We start from the raw sequence: 1,659 nt of genomic DNA, 5'->3' as shown, positions 1-1,659 counted from the left end.
CGCAAGCTGACCTTCACCGGCTCCACCGGAGTGGGCAAGGCGCTGGTCAAGCAGAGCAGCGACAAGCTGCTGCGGCTGTCGATGGAGCTCGGCGGCAACGCACCCTTCATCGTGTTCGACGATGCCGACGTCGATGCGGCCGTAGACGGCGCGATCCTGGCCAAGATGCGCAACGGCGGCGAGGCGTGCACGGCGTCGAACCGGTTCCACGTGGCCAACTCGGTGAAGGACGAGTTCGTCGAGAAGCTGGTGAAGCGGATGAGCGAGTTCACCCTCGGCAACGGGCTGGACAAATCGTCGACCCTCGGGCCGTTGATCAGCGCCAAGCAGATCGCGACGGTCGAGGACCTGGTGTCGGACGCCGTGTCGAAGGGCGCGACCGTGGCGGTCGGTGGCGTCGCGCCGGAGGGGCCTGGTCACTTCTATCCCGCGACCGTGCTGGCCGACCTGCCCGCGGAATCACGCATCCTCAAGGAGGAGGTCTTCGGTCCCGTCGCGCCCGTCATCGGGTTCGACACCGAGGAGGAGGGCATCGCCGCCGCCAACGCCACCGAGTACGGGCTCGCGGCCTACATCTACACCCAGGGTCTGGACCGTGCGCTGCGCGTGGCCGAGGCCATCGAGGCCGGGATGGTCGGCGTCAACCGCGGCGTCATCTCCGACCCCGCTGCGCCGTTCGGTGGGGTGAAGGAGTCGGGCTTCGGTCGCGAGGGTGGGACCGAGGGCATCGAGGAGTACCTCGACACCAAGTACATCGCCCTGACGAGTTAGCCACTACGTTCGCCGGAATAGCATTCCCTGTCGTTGAGCCGCACGCTCAACGACAGGGAATGCTATTTCGGCGGAAAGAGCTAGTGGCCCATGCGGCCGCGGCCCAGCCGGAGCAGGACCAGCGCCAGATCCTTGCCGTCCGGGCCGATCGCGGCGATGAAGCGGTCGATGACCTTCATCTCGCGGCTGTGCACGAGGCGCGTGCCGCCGGAGGCCATCCTGGCCTTGCCGATCAGCTTGGAAACCTCGGTACGACGTTGCACGGCGGCCAGGATCGCGGCGTCGAGCCGGTCGATCTCCTGGCGCAGGTCGTCGATGTCAGGGGTGGGTTCGGTTTCGACGCTCATTGCTGACTCCGCATTCTCTTCTCGTGTGTGTGGCTGATCTGGTCTCATCCGAATTCGGGCCTCACACAAGAAACGAGCCCCGGATCCGAAGCGGACCGCGGGGCTCTGGGGAAGCAGCTAGACCACGGGGACCGCAGGCCGGTACCCGTCAAAAAATCGTTGCTGCCTATTGAGCACCGTTCGAGTGTGCCACCAACCTCGGCGTCGGCGCAAAGGTGTCGCAGTTCGGCGGTAGGTTTAGGGCCGATATGACGATCGCGACCGAAACTGATCAGCTCCTCGACGGGCTCAACCCACAGCAGCGCAAGGCGGTGCTCCACGAAGGCACGCCACTGCTGATCGTCGCGGGCGCGGGCTCGGGCAAGACGGCGGTGCTGACCCGCCGCATCGCCTACCTGTTGGCTGCCCGCGACGTCGGCGTCGGGCAGGTCCTGGCCATCACGTTCACCAACAAGGCCGCCGCCGAGATGCGCGAGCGGGTCGTCGACCTGATCGGCCCGCGGGCCCGGTCCATGTGGGTGTCGACGTTCCACTCCACCTG

3 protein-coding genes are annotated in these 1,659 nt (G+C 66.5%); 2 read left to right on the top strand and 1 reads right to left on the bottom strand.

The features are described from left to right. Window positions 1-771, top strand: a 771-nt coding sequence (locus ACRDUX_RS12020) for an aldehyde dehydrogenase family protein (protein WP_526414150.1), incomplete at its 5' end; no start/stop codon positions are given. Between the two features lie 80 nt (window positions 772-851). Here ACRDUX_RS12020 and ACRDUX_RS12015 read toward each other — a convergent pair. Further along, window positions 852-1,166: a chorismate mutase gene (locus ACRDUX_RS12015; RefSeq protein WP_526414148.1), complete on the bottom strand. Its 315-nt coding sequence runs from the start codon at window positions 1,164-1,166 to the stop codon at window positions 852-854. A 200-nt stretch (window positions 1,167-1,366) separates the two neighbouring features. Here ACRDUX_RS12015 and ACRDUX_RS12010 point away from each other — a divergent pair. Beyond that, window positions 1,367-1,659, top strand: a 293-nt coding sequence (locus tag ACRDUX_RS12010; RefSeq protein WP_526414146.1) for a UvrD-helicase domain-containing protein, incomplete at its 3' end; no start/stop codon positions are given.

This window comes from Mycobacterium sp. (genome assembly GCF_050701675.1).
Taxonomy (GTDB): domain Bacteria; phylum Actinomycetota; class Actinomycetes; order Mycobacteriales; family Mycobacteriaceae; genus Mycobacterium.
Note: the sequence above shows the minus strand (reverse complement) of the source record. Positions and strands in the feature narration are given on the sequence as shown.

What these genes read in the sequence shown, in the direction of transcription:
- ACRDUX_RS12015 (WP_526414148.1), bottom strand. Translation starts at nt 1,166, where the DNA reads ATGAGACCAGATCAGCCACACACACGAGAAGAGAATGCGGAGTCAGCA.